The following is a 16,903-nucleotide window of genomic DNA, read 5'->3' as shown; positions in this document are numbered from 1 at the left end:
TAGTCTAAAAAGTGAGTATTATCGTTTTTTCAAAAGTACCACATTCTCAACATGTGGTGTGTGAGGGAACATATCTACTGGCTGTACAGCTACCACCTCGTAGGCCTCGTCCATAGCCTGCAAGTCGCGAGCCTGTGTGGCTGGGTTGCATGATACATAGACGATACGACCGGGAGCTGCATTCAGGATGGTTTTCACCACGTCGGGATGCATGCCGGCACGTGGAGGGTCGGTGATGATCACGTCGGGGCGACCATGCTCGGCAATGAACTCGTCGGTGAGGATATCCTTCATGTCGCCTGCATAGAACAGGGTGTTGTCGATGTGGTTTACTTCAGAGTTGATCTTGGCATCTTCGATAGCCTCGGGCACATATTCGATACCAATCACCTGGCGAGCCTGGCGTGCCACAAAGTTGGCAATGGTACCTGTGCCGGTATAGAGGTCATAGACCAACTCGTTACCAGTCAGACCGGCAAAATTGCGGGCTACCGAGTACAGGTGATAGGCCTGCTCGGTGTTGGTCTGATAGAAACTCTTTGGACCAACCTTGAACTTCAGGTCTTCCATCAGTTCGTAGATATGGTCGTTGCCCTTGAAAACCAGAATGTCCTGGTCGCCAATGGTGTCGTTGCATTTCTGATTGTCGAGATACATCAGCGAGGTGATCTGTGGGAACTTGTCTGCGATATGCTGCAACAGTCCCTGAGCCTGGGCTTCGCTCTGTGACAGTGCCTCGTCCGAGGTGCGATCGTAGTGGAACTGGAAGATAACCATCCACTCGCCGCTGGCCGAATTGCGGATGATAACGTCGCGTAGCAATCCTACCTGGGCGCGCAGATCGAAGAAACTCAGACCATTAGCCATCGCATAGTCGCGCACCTCATTGCGTATCTGATTGTTCAGGTCGTCCATGAGCCAGCATTTCTCGATAGGCAGAATCTTATCGAATGCGCCTGTGATGTGGAAGCCGATGGCTGGCACATCCTTCAGGCTCTGACTCTCATCATTGGGCAGCGTCTGTATCTGCTCCTTGGTGAGGTAGCGCTTGTTAGCACAACCAAAGTCGAGCTTGTTGCGATAAGCCTGCGTGTGAACAGACCCCATGATGGGACGGAACTCAGGTAGTGCTATCTTTCCGATGCGGTGCAGCTGGTCGTACACCTGCTGCTGCTTGAACTTGAGCTGCTCTTCGTATGGCAGATTCTGCCATTTGCAACCACCACACACACCAAAGTGAGCGCAGAATGGGGTCGCGCGTACCTTACTTAATTCTATGAATCTTACTACTTCGCCTTCAGCAAAGGAGTGCTTCTTGCGGCGGATCTGCACGTCGCACACATCGCCTGGCACGCAGAAAGGCACAAATACCACCATGTCGTTCCAGTGGAACAGGCACTTGCCTTCAGCTGCCACAGCCTCAATCACTACACCCTCAAGGAGTGGTAATGGTTTCTTGTTTCTTGCCATAATAATACTTTTTCGGGTGCAAAGTTACGAAATATTTATTAAAAATAGGTGTTTATCCGCTTAATCCGTGTCAAAAAAGTAAAAATGTAAGGTAGAGTTTGCAAATTTTACCATTTTTTTTTGTGTAATTGATAGAATTCTATTATCTTTGCAGAATCTAATCAAAAATAATTTATCATCAACAAATAATAAATATTACGTATGAGTCAGAAAAGAGTTTACCTCTTCGGAAATGGAAAGGCCGAAGGAAACGCAAAGATGCGTGAGGAACTTGGCGGTAAGGGTGCCAACCTTGCTGAGATGAACCACATTGGTGTGCCCGTTCCTCCAGGTTTTACAATCACCACAGATTGTTGTAATGAGTACTATCAGGTTGGTCAGCAGAAGATTATGGAGCTGCTGAACAATGACGTGATGGCTGCCGTGAAACACATTGAGGATTTGATGAACTGTAAGTTTGGCGATGCCCAGAACCCACTGCTGGTTTCTGTACGTTCAGGTGCCCGCGCCTCTATGCCAGGTATGATGGATACCATCCTCAACCTCGGTCTGAATGATGAGGTAGCTGAAGGTATGGCCAAGAAAACCAATAACCCACACTTCGTTTACGACTCTTATCGTCGCTTCGTACAGATGTATGGCGATGTTGTGCTCGAGATGAAGCCTGTGAACAAGACAGATATCGACCCATTCGAGGAAATCATCGAAAAGGTGAAGAAGGAGAGTGGTGTTGTATTGGATAAAGACCTCAGTGTTGATGACCTGAAGAAACTGGTGAAGCTGTTCAAGGCTGCCATCAAGGAGCGTACCGGTAAGGACTTCCCTAATGATCCTATCGAGCAGCTCTGGGGTGCCATCTGCGCTGTGTTCCGCAGTTGGATGAACGAGCGCGCCATCCTGTATCGTAAGATGGAGGGAATCCCCGATGAGTGGGGTACAGCCGTATCTGTAATGGCTATGGTATTCGGTAACATGGGTGATACCTCTGCTACTGGTGTATGCTTCAGCCGTGATGCTGCTAATGGTGAGAACCTGTTCAACGGTGAGTATCTTGTAAATGCTCAGGGTGAGGACGTTGTGGCTGGTATCCGTACCCCACAGCAGATTACCAAGATTGGTTCTCAGCGCTGGGCTGAGCGCGCTGGCATCTCTGAGGAGGAGCGCGTGGCTAAGTATCCTTCTATGGAGGAGGCTATGCCTGAGATCTATGCTGAGCTGAACAGTATTCAGGACAAGCTGGAGCACCACTATCACGATATGCAGGATATGGAGTTCACCGTTCAGGAAGGTAAACTGTGGTTCCTGCAGACCCGTAACGGTAAGCGCACAGGTGCCGCTATGGTGAAGATTGCCATCGACCTGTTGCACGAGGGTATGATCGACGAGAAGACTGCCATCATGCGCTGCGAGCCTCAGAAGCTCGACGAGCTGCTGCACCCTGTATTTGATAAGAAGGCTCTCTCACAGGCCAAGGTTATCGCTCAGGGTCTGCCTGCATCTCCAGGTGCTGCCTGCGGTCAGATCGTATTCCACGCCGACGATGCAGAGGCTTGGCACAACGATGGTCATAAGGTAGTGCTCGTTCGTATCGAGACTTCTCCTGAGGACCTGGCTGGTATGGCTTCTGCCGAGGGTATCCTGACTGCTCGTGGTGGTATGACCTCTCACGCTGCCGTTGTGGCTCGTGGTATGGGTAAGTGCTGCGTATCGGGTGTTGGTTCACTCAATGTAAGCTATAAGGATAAGACTGTCGAGATCGACGGTGTTGTATATAAGGAGGGAGATTATATCTCTCTGAATGGTACCACAGGTCAGGTTTATGCTGGCGAGGTGCCCACAAAGGCTGCAGAACTCTCTGGCGACTTCAAGGAGCTGATGGACCTCTGCGACAAGTACACCAAACTGCAGGTTCGTACCAATGCTGATACACCACGCGACGCTCAGTTGGCTCGTGATTTCGGTGCTAAGGGTATCGGTCTGACACGTACAGAGCACATGTTCTTCGAGGATAAGAAGATCATCGCTATGCGTGAGATGATTCTGGCCGACAGCGTTGCCGGACGTGAGAAGGCGCTGGCTAAGTTGCTGCCTTATCAGAAGGCCGACTTCAAGGGTATCCTTGAGGCTATGGACGGACTGCCAGTAAACATCCGTCTGCTTGATCCACCTCTCCACGAGTTCGTACCACACGATATCGCTGGTCAGGAGACTATGGCTAAGGAGATGGGTGTAAGCGTTGAGGATATCAAGCGTCGTGTTGACTCTCTCGCTGAGAACAACCCAATGCTGGGTCACCGTGGTTGCCGTTTGGGTATCACATTCCCTGAGATCACCGCAATGCAGACCAAGGCTATTCTGGGTGCTGCCTGTGAGCTGAAGAAAGAGGGTAAGAACCCAATGCCAGAGATCATGGTACCTCTGATTGGTACAATGAACGAGCTGAAGCAACAGAAGGAGGTTATCCAGTATGCCGCTAAGGAGGTATTCGCTGAGTATGGCACTGAGGTTGAGTTCGAAATTGGTACAATGATTGAGATTCCACGTGCTGCCCTGACAGCTGATCTGATTGCTACAGAGGCTCAGTACTTCTCATTCGGTACTAACGACCTGACTCAGATGACCTTCGGTTACAGCCGCGACGATATCGCATCGTTCCTGCCTGTATATCTCGACAAGAAGATCCTGAAGGTTGACCCATTCCAGGTACTCGACCAGGAGGGTGTAGGCCGTCTCATCAAGTTTGCTGTGAAGGAAGGACGCGAAGTACGTCCTGACCTGCGTTGCGGTATCTGTGGTGAGCATGGTGGTGAGCCTAGCTCTGTGAAGTTCTGTGCTAAGATTGGCATGAACTACGCATCTTGCTCTCCATTCCGCGTGCCCATCGCCCGCCTCGCCGCCGCCCAGGCTGCCGTAGAGGAGTAAAGTTAACTCTGACATAAATAGTAAAAGGACCTGCCCAAACGGACAGGTCCCTTTTTTGTGCTTATATGAGACTATCTGACGTTTTTCGAGTGAAAACGTCACACAATGTACCTAGGCCTATTTCAAATTCGTTTTGAAAAACTCTGCCAGCTTATCCCACGGAATCATGTTCTTAGGCTGACCCTTTCCTGACTTTTCCTCGTAGCCGCCATCGTAGAGGTCGCAGTGAGAGGCATCTGGTATGATGAGCAACTGCTTGTTCTCGGGGGTGGGATTTGGCTCGCCAACAAACTTATAACCTTCAGCTTTGCCATCCACCATATAGTGATAAGCAGCCTCGCCAAAGTAGCGTGAATGGGCATCAGCACCATGCATCACGAGAACAGCAGAGCGGATCTCGTTGATGTAGTAGAGGAAACGGCTGTTGGCGTAGGCCTGTGTACCGATGACGCGCCAGCCGTCGTTAGAGTTGCCGGAACGCTTGTGATAGCCGCGTGGGGTCTTGTAATAGTCGTAGTAGTCGTGCACGAAGTTGGGTGCCTGTGGGGGCACGGTGTCCAGCACACCTCCAGCCATCGCGTTGGGGTCGGAGAGACGCTGCTTCGAAAGATTCTCGCGGTTTCTATGACGCCACTGCTCGTTGTCGAAAGCATCGTTATAGTCGTTGCCACTGACACGCGTCATATCATACATCGTAGAGGCTACGGTAGCCTTGATGCGAGTATCGGTAGCGGCAGCATTCAGTGCGATGCCACCCCAACCGCAGATACCGATAATGCCAATACGTTCGGCATCCACATTGTCCTGTTTCGACAGAAAATCGACAGCAGCCATAAAGTCCTCGGTATTGATGTCGGGCGAAGCTGTACGACGCGGTTCACCGCTGCTCTCACCTGTATAGGAAGGGTCGAAAGCCAGCGCCACGAAACCACGCTCTGCCATCTTCATGGCATAGAGTCCGCTGCACTGTTCCTTCACGGCTCCGAAAGGACCAGAGACCGCAATGGCGGCCATCTTGCCCTTGGCATCCTTTGGCGTATAGAGGTCAGCTGCCAGCGTCAAGCCGTACTGTGTTTCAAACGTCACCTTCTTGTGGTTCACTTTCTCGCTCAGCGGGAACACCTTATCCCACTCCTGCGTCAATTCTAACTTCTGTTCCATATCGTTATTAACAGTTTGTTTGTTGTTACATGCTACGAGGATACTGCATATCAGTATCGTGGCGAAAAAAGACCTTTTCATTTTTCTCTACTTTCTATGTTATACCTTTTCTCCTAATTCAAATGCCTCTTGGAGTTTGGGATTACCCATTATCTCACGAGCTTCGTTCACGCCTCCACAGAATAGTGTGCCAGCCATGCGTGACTTAGGATAGCAATCCACCCATCCTTTCAGGCCTGCTTCTGCTCTCGTCGAAGTATCGTCCTCGTCTTCTGCTGCCGTTGACAGCATATAGACATCTCGGAACTGATAATCCTGTTCGTACATACCGTTCATGCGGTCTATGAGGGTCTTCATCTGACCGCTCATCTCATAATAGTAAATAGGTGTAGCCCAACATACTACATCGGCCTCCAGTACCTTTGCCATGATGTCGTTCACATCGTCGTTGATGACACAGCGCCCCAGCTTTTGGCAACCGAAGCAGCCTTTGCAAAACTGTATATTCTTACCTACAAGAGAAATCTTCTCTACTTTGTTTCCGGCAGCCTTTGCTCCTTCAACGAACTTGTCTGCTAACATGTCGCTGTTTGAGCCGTGACGCAGACTTGTGGAAATAACTATAACTTTTTTCATTGTTTTCTAATTATCTTTTTACCGTTTTGAATGATGATTCCTTTATGTCCAGCCTGAGCTAATGTGCCTTGCAGAGTATAGCAACTTTTATCTTTTAACTTGTCACTCTTAACAGTATTGATGTCTGTGGACTGTGCAAGCGAAAGTGTCACACTGATGTTGTTTTGGCCAGCCTTCAGGAATGTGCGAAGTTCACTTTCTGACAGTCCGTCGATATGTCCTAAACGAGTATAGCTCCAAGAGTTTGACTCGTAGAAGATGCATATGTTGCTGCCGTTATAAAGAACGATGTCTCCGGGTAGGGCTGTCATCTGCTCGTTTTTCGTTGTCAGCGATTTGCCTAAAGAACCCCATATCTCAAAATCGTTGTCGTTGAGAGTCACTGTTATGGGTGCGTTCTGAAGTGCAGCAACCAACTCGCGTGTGGCATCATTGTCCACAAGTGTCGCGCTTTGCGTTTGTCCATCGATAGTGATATAAATTTTATTCATAGTAGGTGTTTCTGCTTTCGCTTCGTTGTCTGCAGAACAGCTGCAGAACAGCATGGCGGCTAAAAATAATAAATACTTATGCATCGTTATCTTCAATCTCTTCATTTCAGATTCTCTTTAAAGAAATTACTTTCATATTATTTTTGACTATTGGCTTTGATGAGATCAGCTAAGCTGACATTTGGATTACGATATCGTGCATTTCTGTTTGCCTCTTCGGGTTCAGGAGGCGTGGGAATGATTGAAATTGCTTTCTTCGGGCAGTTGTGAACACATGCCAGACAATTTTCGCATTCCCCATTGGCAACCGAATGACCATCAATCACTTTCCAGGAGCCATGCGGACAAACCGAAGTACAAACTCCACATCCGATGCAGTCATCCGTGGCAAAGACAATCTTCTCCGATCTTGTCACAGTCGGGCGCTGGCGGTCGCGTCCCGACATGCGGTAATATCCGTCACATATCATCCTGTCCTGCTCTGTAACCTCCTGAATATAGTTTTCGCGATTGTTGATAGAAGCAAGAACTGTGGCAACTCTTTCGGGAATACGCTGAAGCTTGGGGTCGGCCAATTCCCTTTCCATGTTGAAATACGGCAGGTAAGTATCGACCATCTGGATGGTGGAGATATAATTCATCTGAAAACCGTGCTTCTTGGCAAGGTCATCAACGAACTCTGGGAATATCGTGCTATGGGCTCCATAAGTGCCCACTGTAAAGAAATAATCGGCCTTGAAAGATGAACGAGCAATGAAATCCTGGACAATGGCAGGAGGAATGAAGCAGTAGACGGGACACACGAATCCTATTTCTTCTGCCTCATAATCAGGATGCTCGTTGTGAATTTCCTGTGAGATGCTCAGCAAGGTCGCTTCATCTCCGCCCAACTGCCTGGCTATATAAAGGCTATTGCCGGTTGCAGAGAAATAGAAGATCAGACGTTTGGTCTTCTTCTCATTTTCCTTTGGGGACTTTCCAAACGACGGAAGCGTCGGAACGCAGGCTGCAAGCATTCCAAGGCCCATGACCTTGAGTGCTTTTCTTCGACTGATAGGTTTGTTGACGTTCATAGGTATTCTAAAGACTATCTTTCAAAACTTGTACAACCTCGTCACGATTCAGAATGTAGTAGCCACCTTGGCAAATCGGGCATGCATCGGCCATTCCCTCAATCTGTTCGGGCTTGGCACCACAGTCGGTGATGTTCATTGCCAGTCCCAATTCGCGCATCCACTGCTCCATCGTCTCCAGACCTTCCATCGCAACCTGCTCGTCGGTCTTAACCTCGGCAGAAACGCCCCATACGTTCATGGCCAGACGCTTGAACTTCTGCACGGCATCGGGCGACTTGCTGATGAGCAGACGGTAGTAGGCACCGCTGACGGCAGCGAGGGTGTGACCGTGAGTGGCATCGGTATAGGCAGCCACAGCCTGACCCAGCATGTGCACCATCCAGTCGGTGGCCTTAGCGCGGTCGATGAGTGTGTTGAGTGCCCAAGTGGCTGTCCACATGATGTTCGAGCGAGCCTCGTAGTCCTCAGGATTCACGTTAGCCTTGCGGCTGCTGACGATAAGTGAGCGCATCAGACCTTCGGCGATATAGTCGCTGGTGTTGTCGTCTGTGCCCGAGAGATACTGCTCCAGAATATGACTCATGATGTCGTAGATACCAGCCACCATCTGATACTTGGGAACGGTGAAGGTGAAGCGAGGGTTGAGAATGGAGAAATCTGGGTTGCGGAAGTTATAGAACAACTTGCGGTTTTCCGTGTGACTGGAGATAACCGAACAGCTGTCCATCTCAGAGCCTGTGCCAGCCATTGTCAGCACACAACCAACAGGAATCCAACGGCAGGTCATCGGTTGCCAGTTCTTGAAGTAATACTCCCAAGGGTCACCATCGTACCAAGCACTTCCGGCTACGGCCTTGCAGTAGTCAACGGTAGAGCCACCGCCCACGCCAAGGATGAAATCCACATTCTCCTGGCGAGCCATGTGGGCTCCCTCTAATACCTTCTCTATAGTAGGATTGGGCATCACACCCGCCATCTCTACCACCTCGCAGCCAGCCTTCTTCAGCTCGTCCATCACCTGATCGTAGATGCCATTGCGCTTAATACTACCACCACCATAGCAGAGCATCACCTTCTTGCCATAGTTTTTCAGTTCTTCACTCAGTTTGCTTAAAGAATCTTCACCAAAGTGCAACTTCGTAGGATTGTGGAATGTAAAATTGCCTAACATAATTATTCTGTTTTAAGTTTCTGGGTGCAAAGGTACACATTATATATTATATAGCTATTACACAAATTGGCTGATTATATACCAATTTCGCAGAAAGTGCTAAAAAACCATTAAATTTCTACCATTATTAGACTATTTTTGTATCTTTGCAACCGATATGAGGAATATTTTGAAGGTAGACAGCCCCAACGACTATGCTCGTTTTGTGGATGCTCCGGTGTTGCACCCATTAATTAGCATCATCCATTACGACGAGCTGGCACCCTTCCGTCATAGCCTGAACAACTATGGCGTGTATGGACTGTTTATCCAGCGACAGTTTCCCAATACGCTCTCTTACGGTATGAAGACGCTGCAGGTAAGCGATGCCTCCATCATAGCTGTAGAACCAGGACAGATCGGTGGACTGGAGGACAACGGCGAACGTATCTCGTTATGTGGTTGGGTGCTGCTGTGGTCGCCCGAACTGTTGAACGGCACTGAACTGGAACGCCAGATAGACCGCTATCAGTTCTTCTCGTATTTCTTTGATGGTTCGCTGCGCATGGAGCCCGATGAATGGCTCTGTATCACGCAACTGGTGACCCAGATGCGACAAGAGTTGCAGACACACGAGGACTCCCCGTCTTTGAGAAATGTGCTGCTTGGCTATCTGCACCTGATACTGGAATACTGTAATCGTATCTATCAGCGCCAGCTGTTCGAAAAGGACAAGGGAGAGACCGATCTCCTGAAACGCTTTCACAACTTGCTTCAAACCTATTTTCGTGAGAACCGTCAGCTGATGCAGGGTTTGCCTACCGTCGCTTGGTGCGCTTCCGAACTGGCTTATTCGCCTCGTTATTTTGGCGATCTTGTCCACAAGGCAACTGGTGGCACAGCCATTGGTTACATCCACCATTACGTCATCAACCAGGCCAAGAGCCTGCTGATGAACGGCCACAACATCAGCGAGACCTCTCGCCTCCTCGGCTTTGACTTTCCCCACCATTTTACTCGTCTCTTCAAGCGCATCACGGGACTTACGCCCAGCGAGTTCTTAGGGAAATCCGATGCTGGCTCAAAGTCAGACATTGCATCGTGACATGAATTCTTCCATGATATATTGCTCGATAGATGCTGCTGACATACCTGAGAAGTTGCAGACGGCCTTTCCCTGGTGGATGTAGGTCATCTCGTCGCAGATGTCAGCGATGGCAGCAACGATATGTGAGGAAAGGATGACGCAACGGCCCTGGGCCTTTAGGTCCTTGAGCCACTGTCTTAGGATGATTGTTCCGGCAAGATCGATGCCGTTGAAGGGTTCGTCCATGATGACGATGTCGTTGTCCTGCAGCATCAGCGTCAGCAGCATCAGGCGCTTTTTCATGCCTAAGGAGTATCTGCTGGCGTATCTCTGGAGCGGCAGGGCGAACTTCTCATTCAACTGCTCAATCTCGTCTCGGCTGATGGCCTTACCCTTGGCACGCAGACAGAACTCGATGTGTTCCATGCCTGTGACGTAAGAGTAGTAGAAGGGCGTATCGTTCATGTAACCAATCTGCTTGTTCTCGTTGACGACGACTGAACCGTCGTACGACTCGATTCCGGCAATACATCTGAACAGCGTGCTCTTGCCTGCGCCGTTCTCGCCCATGATGCCATACACCTTGCCGCCATCAAACGAGTGGCAGAAGTTGTCGATGACCGTGAGCTCACGATATTTCTTTGTTAAGTTCCTGATTTCAATCATCATTTATATTTCTTTATTACTAAATAGGCATGATAAGCCAGTATGACGGACACGATGACGGAGAGCACTAAGGCCTGTGGCACCAGTGCCGACACGCAGAAAATGACATTCAAGGCCACATACACAAGGGCTGATATGAGGTCGTTGCCACTGTTGGTTCCGCCGCTTACGAAGCAAAGCATCTCTACTTGAAACAGCAGAAGACTTGCACCAAGGCAGTAGGATTCGCCTAAAAGCAACTGCGACCAACTGGGGGCAACAAGTAGCAGACATACGATAAAAGGCAGAAAGATGATGCACGCATTTCTCAGGGCAAACAGCAATTTCAGCCGTAGAAACCTCGCAGCACTCTTGTAATGAAACAGATACTCCATATGCCACTCGCGCATCATCAACAGGCTGAAGACAGAAACGGCTATCATACTGACACCGATGACCAGATGGCGGTTGCCGATGTAGGCACCAATGGCTCCTGCCGCCATGAGTGGCAAGAGTAGGGGGAGCGTGAGGCGCGCTGCCCGATGATATTCGTAACTGCCGGAGGCCAGACACGGGCATGTGGGCAGGCGCAAGGAGATGCCTCCGCAAGGCAAGAAGCACACGATCACCAATGCCAGTAGAACGATGGCTACAGCCCAAGGTGCGCTACGATAGAGGAAGAAACACAGGAATGGGGCGGACAGAAGCGTGTATTCCGCGAAGAACAACATCTTCGTGCGTCTTTCGCAAAAGATGGAGCTGAGAAACACGCTATCGCTGCGCGTGAGGTGCCAGGCCAATAGCAGGGTTACATCAACCAGCACGCTATAATAGACGGGAGCCGTCATTGTTGCTAAATACATTTAAATATTGGCACAAAAGAGTCCTAATTGACGAAATATCCGTATCTTTGTACCAAATATTCAGATTTGTTATGATTGAAGTAGGATCGAAACATACAAGCAGCATGGTGGTAACCGATGCTGTAACTGCTATTCAAATAGGTTCAGGCGATATGCCTGTTTTGGCCACGCCAGCTATGATGGCGCTGATGGAAAATGCGGCTATGCTGGCCGTTAAGGATGAACTGCCCGAGGGCTGTACCACCGTTGGCGGACATATTGCTTCTTCTCATCTGAAACCCTCAAAGATTGGCGATGAAGTCAGAGCCGAGGCTGAGGTGACCAAAGTGTATGGTAAGAAAATAGAGTTTAAGGTGGCTGCCTATTGTGGCGAAACGCTTCTGGGTGAGGGAACTCACCTGCGTTTCATCGTGGATTGCGAGAAATTTATGTCGAGATTATAGACTGATTTTTACATTTGTATGAGGTATGCTCACATCCTGATGTGTGTCCTGTTTATGAGTTGCCTGACAGCTCATGCTACTGACGATGATGTCATCGAGTTTCGGGGCGATCGCTATGTTATCCATGTGGATAGAATGGCGCCTGATAGCGAGATGACGTTGTTGGACGTGCTGAATACCTGTCCTGAGTTCTTGTCTGTCAACGGCAAAACAATTGATAAGAATTATATCTTGCGTATTGATAATGTGGGTATCGTTATGGATAACGAAACCTTCTTAGCTAACGTGAAGGCTTGCGAGATAGCGCGTATCCAGATATGCAGTAATACCTCTGTGGCCAAGGCGGTGAGCGGTACTAGTGGCGTGATAGATATCTATTATCGTGAAGATGCCAAGACTGACGGCAAGGTGGCCTTGCAGGGTAGTACCTATGGTAATGGCATGCTCTACGCCGATGTGACCAACCGTTCGGAGAAGCTCACCATGCAGGCATATACCATGGCGCATACTTCCTTTGGAAAGGCTTATCCTACGGATGCCTGGCGCATGACCGACAGGGCATTGGCAGAGAATATGCATCTCAACCTGAATTGGAAGATGAGCGGGCAAGACCGGCTTATCATCAAAGCCTTCCAGAAGTTTGACAATCAGAAACAGAAACTGTCTTATCCTCAGCAGGTGGCTGATATCCCGGCCTATAGTCGCTACCTGGGGCTGGTGCTCTCTTATGCGCACACCTTCAATAACGATGCCATCCTCTTTGCAGAGACGGGCTCCGACTATACCAGAACTTCCGGTCTTGATGGTAGGATGGGGGATAACTATACCTATGGCTTTGCCGAATTCAATACCCCTGTGGCTACGCCTGACCTTTGGCTGATGATAGGTGCAGAGATGGATTACGAGAATACCTGGAACATCAATCGCAACCGCGAACAGTATTTGAAGTCTGATCTTTACGTCCAGTTGGACTATACACATGGCCCTTGGATGCTGACGCTTGGCGACCGCTTCCGTAAGATGAACTTCTGGAACCGCCAGTATGATGCTGCCGACCAGAGTATGTGGACCCATACACGCCACAACCACTCTTATCTGGCCAGTGTGGGCTACACTGCAGGACGGCATTTCTTCCAGGTGTTGGCAGCCCGAAGGTTCTTTATGCCAGGCATCAGCGACTTCCTGATTGATGAGGCTGCACCAACCATCTCGCAGAGATATGTGGCAGGCAGCTACAGCACCAACCTGGCACGTCAGATGGTGCTGCGCTATGCTTATCAGCAGAAGAATTTCTTTTGGCATACAAGTCTGGAGAGTAACAGCTACAGCAATCTGCCCACTCCCAACTATATGCTGCTGGGTTTCAGAAACTCGCTCTTCTGGCAAACAGAACGTTGGGAGCTGACCATGGGAGCCAACTATTACCATCAGCATCAGAAGGCTGGCGCCGGGGTGCCTTCAAAAACCGACAATTTTGTGACACTCAAGCTGGCGCCGGTGCTCAATCTGCCACATGGCTTCCGCCTCTCTTCTACGCTGCTCTACAGTAGCCGTCGCGCTTTAGCAGGCAAGTCGGCCCATCTCTTTGCTACGGTGAAGGCCAACAAGCAGGTGGGTAAGAAGTGCAATATCTTTGCCGAATTCCACGATCTGGGTGGATATGCCACTGGCGACTGGCAAGCGCTTTCTGGACTCTATCAGAACCGGGCGCTGACAGTGGGGGCTACTCTCTATCCTTTCCGACAATAAAACTCAAAAATGAATATATAACTAGATGATTGAAAGATGAAAATATTAGAATGCATTAAACCAGGATCGCCTAAGCGATTGACATTCCTGGCTCAGATAGCTGTTGTGATATTCCTAGTATGGTTGGGTTATGCCGTGGGCATCAATCATATGCCCGTGAAAAACACGATTTGGGCGCTCACACCGCCCATCATTGCCATCTCGCTGGCACTGATGACTAAGGAGGTGTATAGCTCGCTGTTTCTTGGTGTGCTGACGGGGGCTCTGCTCAATGCCGACTTCCATCCTGTGGGCGGACTCAACCAGCTTTTCCCGAATGGTATCATGGCGGTACTGTCTGACAAGTGGAACGTAGGCATTCTCGTATTCCTGGTCGTACTGGGTGCCATGGTGCAACTGATGAACCGTGCTGGGGGCTCAACCGCTTTTGGCGCGTGGGCTGCTAATCGTATCAAAGGGCGTGCCGGAGCTCAACTGTCAACGATGCTGCTGGGTTGTCTTATTTTCATTGACGACTATTTCAACTGTCTCACCGTAGGCTCTGTCATGCGCCCTGTCACAGACAAACATAAGATAAGCAGGGCCAAGCTGGCTTACCTGATAGATTCTACGGCAGCCCCCATCTGTATCATTGCTCCTATCTCATCGTGGGCGGCAGCAGTGTCAGGATTCGTAAAGGGCGAGAATGGCATGAGCATCTTTGTGCAGTCGATACCATTCAACTTCTATGCCCTGCTCACCTTGCTGATGATGGTATTCATCATCTTTATGAAGATTGATTTCGGACCGATGCTGAAGCATGAGCAGAATGCCCTGCATGGCGACTTGATGACTGCCGGCACGAGTAAGCTGTCTGACGGGGGAAATCAGAATACAGCAAAAGCAGGTAGAGTTTCTGATCTGATAGTGCCCGTTGTATTTCTCATTATCGGGTGTGTGATAGGTATGATATACACCGGCGGATTTTTTGATGGTAAGAGTTTTGTTGAGGCCTTTGCAGCCAGCGATGCCTCTGTGGGCTTGGTGATGGGCTCATCTGTGGCACTCGTGATGACGATAGTCTATTATCTGATGCACCAGTCGTTATCGTTTAGCGAGTGTATGGATTGCCTGCCCGAAGGTTTTAAGCAGATGGTTCCTGCTATGCTGATTCTGGCATTCGCATGGACACTGAAGAGTATGACCGATAGTCTTGGTGCGTCCACTTATGTGGGCAGTCTGATGGCTGGTTCTGCCGGTGGGCTCATGGCATTCCTGCCTGCCATCATTTTTGTCGTTGCCATTGGGTTGGCTTTTGCCTCGGGCACGTCGTGGGGTACATTCGGCATCCTGATACCCATCGTAGTGTCGAGTTTGCAGGATATCGACATGCAACTCATGATTATCTCTATCTCAGCCTGTATGGCTGGAGCTGTGTGTGGCGACCATTGCTCGCCTATCTCCGACACCACCATCATGTCGTCGGCAGGTGCACAGTGCAACCATCTGAACCACGTTACCACCCAGATGCCTTATGCGCTGCTAGTGGCTCTTGTGGCGTTCTTCACATTCCTTGTGGCAGGCTTCACAAAGAGTGCCTGGATATCCCTCGTATTCGGCATCGTGGCCCTGTTCTTCTTGCTTCTGCTGATTCGTCATCGAATGTCCTTCATAAATAAAGATAATTATACAGAAAATAATAGTAACAATGAATAATACCGATTCGAAATGGGTGGCCTGCTGGGGCAATGCCACCTCTATCACCGATAGGCGCGAGGCTGTGTATTCCAAGAATCTCACGCTGCGCTATCCCGTTCGTATGTGCTTTGCTGGCACCATGCTGCGTTTCCGTTTCTCCAATCTTACAGGCACTGAGCCTGTAGAGCTCACCAAGGTGTTTGTGGATCATACGCCCATTACTTTTGGAGGCAAGCAGAAGGTGGTGCTGCAGCCTGGCACAGAGACCGAGAGTGATGCCATCAGCTATACGGTGCATCGTGGCGATACCATCAACGTGAGCATGTATCTGGCCGATTACACCCAGATGAACAGCGGTACGCTGATTACCGGTCCGCTGTCGAAGGGTTTCTATGCCTATGGCGACTTTGCCGAGGCCGACGAGCTGCCCCTCGACCTGACGCGCCACACCAACTGGTTTTACTTCCTCAACACCATCGATGTGCTCACTTCGGCTGATAATCATGCCGTGGTGTGCTATGGCGATTCTATCACCGCCCAGTCGTGGCCCGATTATCTGGCTCAGTTGGCCTTTGGCACCAATGTGTCGATCATCCGCCGCGCCGTTAGCGGAACCCGTATCCTGCGCCAGTACGATTGTATTACCTATCAGGCTTATGGTTTAAAAGGCGCCACCCGTTTCCCCATCGAGATGCGTGTGGCCGGAGCCAGCGATGTGATTATCCAGCACGGCATCAATGATATCATCCACCCAGTGGGTGAGGATGTAAACCCCTTCCGCCCGTGGAGCGATCTGCCCACTGTAGAGGAGATGGAGCGTGGGGTAGAGGATATCTACGTGAAGCCCGCTAAGGCCATGGGACTGAAGGTGTGGAGTGGCACCCTGCTGCCCATCTATGGTTGGCGCACCTACAATGAGAAGCGCGATGCGATGCGCCAAGGCTTTAATGAGTGGTTGCGCACCTCACCCATCTTCGATGGATGTATCGATTTCGATGCCGCCGTGCGTAGCGCCACCAATCCAAAGGCCTTTGCCGATGGTTTCGACAGTGGCGACCATCTGCACCCCAGCGAGCGTGCCTACGAGGCCATGGCCCAGGCTGCCGCCCACAAGCTCATCCGCCACATCCCATCTAACTACGATCACGAAGAGCAGTACTGATTTGTTTAAGCATGAGTGATAAAAAAAGCACCCCGCTTCAGTAAAATGATGTGACCCCGAAAAGTTGGACATTAAATTAAACGTTAATTATTTATCTCTCTATAGTAGTGAGCTCGGTATATAGCCGGGCTCATTCCTTTTAATCTCAGTTTTATTCTTTTATTGTTATACCACCAGATATATTTCTTCAGTTCTCGTTCAAACTCTTCGACAGATTCAAAATGATTCACGTATAGTAATTCGTTCTTCATAAGTCCGAAGAAGTTTTCCATCATGGCATTGTCCAGACAGTTGCCTTTCCTTGACATGCTTTGTACGATTCCATGGTCTTTGAGTATCTTCTGATACATCATATGCTGATAATGCCAACC

15 protein-coding genes are annotated in these 16,903 nt (G+C 49.7%); 6 read left to right on the top strand and 9 right to left on the bottom strand.

Annotation, left to right across the window (positions count from 1 at the left end; translation table 11 throughout):
- Positions 1 to 18 precede the first annotated feature (18 nt).
- Positions 19 to 1,470, bottom strand: coding sequence for a 23S rRNA (uracil(1939)-C(5))-methyltransferase RlmD (rlmD, locus tag T360_RS0104370; protein ID WP_028911697.1), 1,452 nt, complete (start codon positions 1,468 to 1,470; stop codon positions 19 to 21).
- A 201-nt stretch (positions 1,471 to 1,671) separates the two neighbouring features.
- On the opposite strand from rlmD, the gene ppdK reads away from it, so the two are divergent.
- Positions 1,672 to 4,392: a pyruvate, phosphate dikinase gene (gene ppdK / locus T360_RS0104365; RefSeq protein WP_028911696.1), complete on the top strand. Its 2,721-nt coding sequence runs from the start codon at positions 1,672 to 1,674 to the stop codon at positions 4,390 to 4,392.
- Positions 4,393 to 4,509: 117 nt separating this feature from the next.
- Here the strand turns inward: ppdK and T360_RS0104360 are convergent, their stop codons facing one another.
- The 5 genes from T360_RS0104360 to T360_RS0104340 form a co-directional block, all read right to left on the bottom strand.
- Positions 4,510 to 5,634, bottom strand: a complete 1,125-nt coding sequence (locus T360_RS0104360; protein WP_197019266.1) for an alpha/beta hydrolase — start codon at positions 5,632 to 5,634, stop codon at positions 4,510 to 4,512.
- Positions 5,635 to 5,652: 18 nt separating this feature from the next.
- Positions 5,653 to 6,189 (bottom strand): flavodoxin family protein, encoded by a 537-nt coding sequence (locus T360_RS0104355; protein ID WP_028911694.1) that lies wholly within the window; start codon positions 6,187 to 6,189, stop codon positions 5,653 to 5,655.
- Positions 6,186 to 6,680 (bottom strand): cyclophilin-like fold protein, encoded by a 495-nt coding sequence (locus tag T360_RS15690; RefSeq protein WP_155949381.1) that lies wholly within the window; start codon positions 6,678 to 6,680, stop codon positions 6,186 to 6,188. Before T360_RS15690 ends, T360_RS0104355 begins: the two co-directional genes overlap by 4 nt.
- A gap of 137 nt (positions 6,681 to 6,817) precedes the next feature.
- The gene (locus T360_RS0104345) at positions 6,818 to 7,753 is read right to left on the bottom strand and encodes an EFR1 family ferrodoxin (protein WP_028911693.1); all 936 of its coding nucleotides are present in this window, start codon (positions 7,751 to 7,753) and stop codon (positions 6,818 to 6,820) included.
- A gap of 7 nt (positions 7,754 to 7,760) precedes the next feature.
- Positions 7,761 to 8,927, bottom strand: coding sequence for an iron-containing alcohol dehydrogenase (locus T360_RS0104340; protein WP_028911692.1), 1,167 nt, complete (start codon positions 8,925 to 8,927; stop codon positions 7,761 to 7,763).
- A gap of 157 nt (positions 8,928 to 9,084) precedes the next feature.
- Here T360_RS0104340 and T360_RS0104335 point away from each other — a divergent pair, with 157 nt between their 5' ends.
- The gene (locus tag T360_RS0104335) at positions 9,085 to 10,011 is read left to right on the top strand and encodes a response regulator transcription factor (protein WP_028911691.1); all 927 of its coding nucleotides are present in this window, start codon (positions 9,085 to 9,087) and stop codon (positions 10,009 to 10,011) included.
- Here T360_RS0104335 and T360_RS0104330 read toward each other — a convergent pair.
- Together T360_RS0104330 and T360_RS0104325 are read right to left on the bottom strand one after the other, a co-directional pair.
- Positions 9,994 to 10,662: an ATP-binding cassette domain-containing protein gene (locus tag T360_RS0104330; RefSeq protein WP_051523361.1), complete on the bottom strand. Its 669-nt coding sequence runs from the start codon at positions 10,660 to 10,662 to the stop codon at positions 9,994 to 9,996. The genes T360_RS0104335 and T360_RS0104330 overlap by 18 nt on opposite strands.
- A complete protein-coding gene (locus T360_RS0104325) occupies positions 10,659 to 11,501 on the bottom strand; it encodes a hypothetical protein (protein WP_155949380.1) in 843 nt (280 codons plus the stop codon). Before T360_RS0104325 ends, T360_RS0104330 begins: the two co-directional genes overlap by 4 nt.
- Positions 11,502 to 11,572: 71 nt before the next feature.
- Here T360_RS0104325 and T360_RS0104320 point away from each other — a divergent pair, with 71 nt between their 5' ends.
- Genes T360_RS0104320 through T360_RS0104305 form a run of 4 tightly spaced genes read left to right on the top strand, consistent with a single transcriptional unit; the run spans position 11,573 to position 16,532 of the window.
- On the top strand, positions 11,573 to 11,944 hold the full coding sequence (locus T360_RS0104320) for a thioesterase family protein (RefSeq protein WP_028911688.1): 372 nt from the start codon (positions 11,573 to 11,575) through the stop codon (positions 11,942 to 11,944).
- 18 nt (positions 11,945 to 11,962) lie between these two features.
- Positions 11,963 to 13,693: a hypothetical protein gene (locus T360_RS0104315; protein WP_155949379.1), complete on the top strand. Its 1,731-nt coding sequence runs from the start codon at positions 11,963 to 11,965 to the stop codon at positions 13,691 to 13,693.
- A 36-nt stretch (positions 13,694 to 13,729) separates the two neighbouring features.
- Positions 13,730 to 15,388: a Na+/H+ antiporter NhaC family protein gene (locus T360_RS14640; RefSeq protein ID WP_081772689.1), complete on the top strand. Its 1,659-nt coding sequence runs from the start codon at positions 13,730 to 13,732 to the stop codon at positions 15,386 to 15,388.
- Positions 15,381 to 16,532, top strand: coding sequence for an SGNH/GDSL hydrolase family protein (locus T360_RS0104305; protein ID WP_028911686.1), 1,152 nt, complete (start codon positions 15,381 to 15,383; stop codon positions 16,530 to 16,532). Before T360_RS14640 ends, T360_RS0104305 begins: the two co-directional genes overlap by 8 nt.
- An 83-nt stretch (positions 16,533 to 16,615) precedes the next feature.
- Here the strand turns inward: T360_RS0104305 and T360_RS0104300 are convergent.
- The coding region (locus tag T360_RS0104300; RefSeq protein WP_028911395.1) for an IS3 family transposase at positions 16,616 to 16,903 on the bottom strand (288 nt) is incomplete at its 5' end.

It is taken from the genome of Prevotella sp. MA2016 (assembly GCF_000619825.1).
Lineage (GTDB): Bacteria > Bacteroidota > Bacteroidia > Bacteroidales > Bacteroidaceae > Prevotella.
This window is presented reverse-complemented; position numbering and strand designations above follow the sequence as displayed.

What these genes read in the sequence shown, in the direction of transcription:
- rlmD (WP_028911697.1), bottom strand. Translation starts at nt 1,470, where the DNA reads ATGGCAAGAAACAAGAAACCATTACCACTCCTTGAGGGTGTAGTGATT.
- ppdK (WP_028911696.1), top strand. Translation starts at nt 1,672, where the DNA reads ATGAGTCAGAAAAGAGTTTACCTCTTCGGAAATGGAAAGGCCGAAGGA.
- T360_RS0104360 (WP_197019266.1), bottom strand. Translation starts at nt 5,634, where the DNA reads ATGAAAAGGTCTTTTTTCGCCACGATACTGATATGCAGTATCCTCGTA.
- T360_RS0104355 (WP_028911694.1), bottom strand. Translation starts at nt 6,189, where the DNA reads ATGAAAAAAGTTATAGTTATTTCCACAAGTCTGCGTCACGGCTCAAAC.
- T360_RS15690 (WP_155949381.1), bottom strand. Translation starts at nt 6,680, where the DNA reads ATGAATAAAATTTATATCACTATCGATGGACAAACGCAAAGCGCGACA.
- T360_RS0104345 (WP_028911693.1), bottom strand. Translation starts at nt 7,753, where the DNA reads ATGAACGTCAACAAACCTATCAGTCGAAGAAAAGCACTCAAGGTCATG.
- T360_RS0104340 (WP_028911692.1), bottom strand. Translation starts at nt 8,927, where the DNA reads ATGTTAGGCAATTTTACATTCCACAATCCTACGAAGTTGCACTTTGGT.
- T360_RS0104335 (WP_028911691.1), top strand. Translation starts at nt 9,085, where the DNA reads ATGAGGAATATTTTGAAGGTAGACAGCCCCAACGACTATGCTCGTTTT.
- T360_RS0104330 (WP_051523361.1), bottom strand. Translation starts at nt 10,662, where the DNA reads ATGATGATTGAAATCAGGAACTTAACAAAGAAATATCGTGAGCTCACG.
- T360_RS0104325 (WP_155949380.1), bottom strand. Translation starts at nt 11,501, where the DNA reads ATGTATTTAGCAACAATGACGGCTCCCGTCTATTATAGCGTGCTGGTT.
- T360_RS0104320 (WP_028911688.1), top strand. Translation starts at nt 11,573, where the DNA reads ATGATTGAAGTAGGATCGAAACATACAAGCAGCATGGTGGTAACCGAT.
- T360_RS0104315 (WP_155949379.1), top strand. Translation starts at nt 11,963, where the DNA reads ATGAGGTATGCTCACATCCTGATGTGTGTCCTGTTTATGAGTTGCCTG.
- T360_RS14640 (WP_081772689.1), top strand. Translation starts at nt 13,730, where the DNA reads ATGAAAATATTAGAATGCATTAAACCAGGATCGCCTAAGCGATTGACA.
- T360_RS0104305 (WP_028911686.1), top strand. Translation starts at nt 15,381, where the DNA reads ATGAATAATACCGATTCGAAATGGGTGGCCTGCTGGGGCAATGCCACC.